General features: G+C 68.7%; 4 protein-coding genes and 1 pseudogene. All 5 read left to right on the forward strand.

What is annotated here, in order from left to right:
- Positions 1 to 26: 26 nt before the first annotated feature.
- On the forward strand, positions 27 to 392 hold the full coding sequence (locus tag ACK42S_RS15545; protein ID WP_409709561.1) for a hypothetical protein: 366 nt from the start codon (positions 27 to 29) through the stop codon (positions 390 to 392).
- Positions 393 to 476: 84 nt separating this feature from the next.
- Positions 477 to 674: a hypothetical protein gene (locus ACK42S_RS15550; RefSeq protein WP_409660699.1), complete on the forward strand. Its 198-nt coding sequence runs from the start codon at positions 477 to 479 to the stop codon at positions 672 to 674.
- Between the two features lie 4 nt (positions 675 to 678).
- Positions 679 to 3,489 (forward strand): ATP-binding protein, encoded by a 2,811-nt coding sequence (locus ACK42S_RS15555; RefSeq protein ID WP_409709564.1) that lies wholly within the window; start codon positions 679 to 681, stop codon positions 3,487 to 3,489.
- Positions 3,458 to 3,835 carry a response regulator transcription factor gene (locus tag ACK42S_RS15560; RefSeq protein WP_409709567.1) on the forward strand — a complete coding sequence of 126 codons (378 nt, stop codon included), beginning with the start codon at positions 3,458 to 3,460 and terminating at the stop codon, positions 3,833 to 3,835. The genes ACK42S_RS15555 and ACK42S_RS15560 overlap by 32 nt, the downstream gene beginning before the upstream one ends.
- Positions 3,832 to 5,146, forward strand: a pseudogene (locus tag ACK42S_RS15565) (DNA polymerase III subunit epsilon); the annotation flags it as partial. The gene ACK42S_RS15560 and the pseudogene ACK42S_RS15565, both read left to right, overlap by 4 nt.

The following is a 5,146-nucleotide window of genomic DNA, read 5'->3' on the forward strand; positions in this document are numbered from 1 at the left end:
AATCGAATCCACCTCGGTCCAAGACCATGAGCATCTATCTCCTCAACTGGTTCTTCCTGCTGGCGCTCATTCCGGTGGCCTTTTTCTGGCTGCGCCGCGCCTGGCGCATCGGTGTGCGCCGCGATTTCTCGGAGGTGGCGCTCAAGAAGGGCTTGCCCGCGCCCAACGCCGAGCGCTATGCCCCCTACGAGCTGATCATCAACCTCGTGGGCGGCCTGGTGCTGGTGGGGGTGCTGGTGGCCGTGCTCGGCTTCCAGGCCCTGGGGCGCGACGAATGGATCGCCATCGCCGGCTCGACGCTGTGGCTCAAAATCTTCGCCTCCTTCGCCCTGAGCCGTCAGGCCCATGGGCTTTCGGCCGCACGCCGTCGTGGTCCTGGGGGTTCACCGTAAGGTGTCGGTCAGAGGAAGGGGCACAATCGTCGATACAGAGAGCCTTGCCGCCATGGACGACACCCCCTGGATGAGGAGACGCCGATGTTCAGGAGCCTGGGGGCGCAGCGGCTGGTGTTCGTGTTTTTCGCCGGCTGGCTGTCGCTGAACTTTCCGCTGATGGCGCTGTGGGACCGCGAGGCCACGGTGCTGGGGGTGCCGCTGTTCCCGGCGGCGCTGTTCCTGGTATGGGCGGTGCTGATCGGCGTGACCGCCTGGCTGGTGGAACGTCTGGACGACTGACACCGTGCTCAGTGCGCCGCTGGTCATCGTCACCGCCTTCGCCTACCTGCTGCTGCTGTTCGCCGTGGCCTACCACGGCGATCGCCGCGCCGCCGAGGGCCGCTCGATCATCGGCAATGCATGGATCTACACCCTGTCGCTGGCGGTGTACTGCACGGCGTGGACGTACTTCGGCAGCGTGGGACGTGCCGCCGGCTCCGGCGTGTGGTTCCTGCCGATTTACCTCGGCCCCACGCTGGCCATGGTGCTGGCGTGGATGGTGGTGCGCAAGATGATCCGCATCGCCAAGACCTATCGCATCACCTCGATCGCCGACTTCATCGCCAGCCGCTACGGCAAGAGCCCCGCCCTGGCCGGGCTGGTGACGCTGATCACCGTGGTGGGCATCGTGCCCTACATCGCGCTGCAGCTCAAGGCCATCTCGGTGGGCTACGGATTGCTGACGCAACCTCCGGTGAGCCCCCTGGGCGCCACACCCAAAGGCCTGCCGTGGTGGCAGGACACCGCCTTGTACGTGGCGCTGGTGCTGGCCGGCTTCACGATCGTCTTCGGGGCGCGGCATCTCGACAGCACCGAGCGTCACGAAGGTATGGTCGCGGCCATTGCCTTCGAATCGCTGGTCAAGTTGCTCGCCTTCCTGGCCGTCGGTGCCTTCGTCACCTGGGGGCTGTACGACGGCCTGGGCGATCTTTTCGGCCGGGCCCTGGCGGACCCGGAGCTGGCCCCGCTGCTCAGCCCCTCACAGGGCGCGGCGCAGGGCAATGGCTTCGCCTACGGGTCGTGGTTCGCCCTCACGCTGCTGTCCATGCTGTCGGTCATCTTCCTGCCGCGGCAGTTCCAGGTGATGGTGGTGGAAAACGTGGACGAGAACCACCTCCGACGAGCCGCGTGGGCCTTCCCCGCCTACATGCTGCTCATCAACCTTTTCGTGCTGCCCATTGCCTTGGGCGGGCTGATGCTGTTCGAGCGGGGCAGCCAGAACCCCGAGGGCTTCCTCATCTCGCTGCCACTGAGCGACGGCCAGCAGGCGCTGGCCCTGCTGGCCTTCATCGGCGGCCTGTCGGCCGCCACCGGCATGGTCATCGTGGATGCCATCGCCGTCTCCACGATGGTGTGCAACGACCTCATCATGCCCTGGCTGCTGCGTGCACGGCGCGTGCAGGCCCGCTCGGGCGGCGACCTCACCGGGGTGCTGCTGGGCATCCGGCGCGCCGCCATCGTGGGCATCCTGCTGCTGGGCTACCTGTACTTCCACCTGGCCGGCGAGGCCTACGCCCTGGTGAGCATCGGCCTGATCAGCTTTGCCGCGGTGGCCCAGTTCGCGCCGGCGATGCTGGGCGGCATGTACTGGAAAGGGGGCACCCGTGAGGGCGCGATGGCCGGCCTGCTGGCGGGTTTTGCGCTGTGGGTCTACACCCTGCTGCTGCCTTCGTTCGTCAAGTCGGGCTGGCTGGACGCCTCGCTGCTGGATCGCGGCCCCTTCGGGTGGGAACTGCTCAAGCCCGAGGCCCTGCTCGGGGTGAGCGGCCTGGACTACCTTACGCACTCGCTGTTCTGGAGCCTGCTGGCCAACGTCGGTGCCTACGTGGGCGTCTCATTGTGGCGCGGGCCCTCCGCCCACGAGGCCAGCCAAGCGATGCTGTTCGTCGATGTGTTCGATCGCACCCAGGCCACGCGCCCGGTGTTCTGGCGTGGCCGTGCCCAGGTGGCCGACCTGCTGCCGCTGGTGGCCCGCTTCCTCGGGCCGGTGCATGCACGCCGGCTCTTCGAGGACTATGCCCGCCGGGTCGGCGCCCCCAGCATCGAACGCATCCCACCCGATGCCCGGCTGGTGCAGTATGTGGAAACCCAGCTCGCCGGGGCCATCGGCAGCGCCTCGGCGCGCGTGATGGTGGCCTCGGTGGTCGAGGAGGAGGCGCTGGACCTCGACGACGTGATGCGCATGCTGGAGGAGACTTCGCAACTGCGGGCCCATTCGCGCGAGCTGGAGGAGAAGTCGCACGCGCTCGAGCAGCTCACGGCCGAGCTGCGCCAGGCCAACGAGCAGCTCAAGAGCCTGGACCGCCTCAAGGACGACTTCATGTCCTCGGTCACCCACGAGTTGCGCACGCCGCTCACCTCGATCCGTGCGCTGTCCGAGCTGATGCTCGACGACGCCGACATGGACCGCGCGCAGCGCCAGCAATTCCTGGGCCTCATCGTCAGCGAAACCGAGCGCCTGAGCCGCCTGGTCAACCAAGTGCTGGACATGGCCAAGATCGAGTCGGGCCACGCCGAGTGGCACCCCACCGACGTGGACCTGGCCGCGCTGCTGGAGCAGGCGGTGAAGACCACCCGGGAGCTCTTCCACGAGCGCGGGGCCGAGGTCCATCTGCACCTGCCGCACGGCTTGCGCACGCTGCGCACCGACCGCGACCGGCTGACCCAGGTGATGCTCAACCTGCTGACCAACGCCGCCAAGTTCGTGCCACAGGGGCGTGGCCGTGTGGACGTGCGGGTCACGCCCGACGAACGCGGCGTGCGTATCGAGGTGCACGACAACGGCCCCGGCGTGCCCGAGGCCCTGCGGGCCACGGTGTTCGAGAAGTTCCGTCAGGGCGGTGACGAGGACATCCGTCGCCAGGGCACCGGCCTGGGCTTGCCGATCAGCCGGCAGATCGTGGAGCATTTCGGCGGACGCATGTGGCTCGACGATGCCGCAACGGGAGCCTGCTTCTGCCTGTGGCTGCCCTGGACACCGGCCGACGAACTCTCGAGTCAAGCACCCCTGAACGGAGACGAGCATGCCTGCCAAGATCCTCATCGCGGACGATGAGCCCAACATCCTGCTGTCGCTGGAGTACCTGATGAAGCGCGAGGGCTACGAGGTGGTCCTGGCGCGCGACGGGCAGGAGGCCCTGGACGCCATCCGCGCCGACCCGCCTGCGCTGGTGCTGCTGGATGTGATGATGCCTCGCCGCACCGGCTTCGAGGTCTGTCAGGAAGTCCGCGCCGACGAGAGTCTGCGCGGCGTGCGCATCCTGATGCTCACCGCCAAGGGGCGCGACACCGACATCGCCAAAGGCCTGGCGCTAGGGGCCGACGCCTATATGACCAAGCCCTTTTCCACCAAGGAGCTGGTGGGCAAGGTGCGAGAGATGCTGGAGGCGCAGGGCTCGTGAGAATCGACCGCCGCTTCGTCGTGGCCCTGCTGGCTTTCGCGCTGGCGCTGCTGCTGTGGGCAGCGCTGAGCCTGGTGCTCGTGCTGTCCACCGTCGACGATGCTCAGCGCGGCCTGCTGCGATCGGTGCTGAGCGAGCGTGCGCCCCTGGTCTTCATGGCGTTCGTCTTCACGCTGGGGGTGGTCGTGTTCGTGTTGCGTCCGGTCTACCGGCGCTGGATCACCGCCGCGGCCCGGCTGGCCGAGGACACCCAGACCGTGCTGGGCACCGGCATCGTGCGCGAGATCGCGCCGCGCGGCAGCGCCGAGCTGCGCGCCCTCACCGGGGTGATCAATGAACTCGTGCGCCAGCGTGCGCGGCTGCGCGAGGACATGGCCCAGCAGGTGCGCCTGGCCAGCGAGCGCGTCGAACAGGAACGCTCGCGCCTGGCCGCGCTGATGGCCGAGCTCAGGCAGGCGGTGGTGGTGTGCAACCTCGACGGGCGCATGCTGCTCTATAACGCCCGGGCGCGCAGCCAGTTCCGCGCCCTGTCGAGCGTGCCGGCCCTGGCCGACGGAGCCGAGCTGATCGGTCTGGGTCGCTCCATCTACACCGTGATCGACCGCCGCCTGGTGGCGCATGCGCTGGACACCGTGCGCCGTCAGATCGAGCGCGGACACCCCGAGCCGTCGGCCCAGTTCGTCACCAGCACGGCCACGGGCCAGTTGCTGCGCGTGCAGATGACGCCGGTGCGCGACCATTCGGAGTCGGGTCTGGGCGGCTTTCTGCTGATGCTGGAGAACATCACCGAGGCCTTCGAGGCCGAAAGCGAGCGCGACCGGGTGCTGCACGACCTCATCCAGGGCACTCGCGCCTCGCTGGCGGCCCTGCAGGCGGCCGTCGAGGTGCTGGACGACCCCGGGCTGGAACCCTCGATGCGCGAGCGCTTCCAGCGCGTGATCCGCGAGGAGACCGCCACGATGAGCCGCCGGCTGACCGAGCTGGCGCGGCGCAGCACCGAAGCCCGCCAGACCCGCTGGCCTCTGGAGGACATGCTCGGCGCCGACTTCGTGGCCGCCGCCGCCCAGCGCCTTCAGGCCGCCCATGGGGCGCGCGTCACCGTCGGGGAGGTCGATTCCACCGTGTGGCTGCGTGTGGACAGCTTCTCGCTGCTGCAGGCCCTGGCCTACCTGGCCGGCCGGCTGGTGGAGGAGTACCAGGTGCGCTACCTGCAGTTGCGCCTGGCCCCGGCGGGTTCCCATGCCCACCTCGACCTGGTCTGGCCCGGCCAGGCCATGAGCACCGAGACCGTGATGAGCTGGGAGCTCGACC

Source organism: Caldimonas sp. (genome assembly GCF_046289365.1).
Classification (GTDB): domain Bacteria; phylum Pseudomonadota; class Gammaproteobacteria; order Burkholderiales; family Burkholderiaceae_C; genus Caldimonas.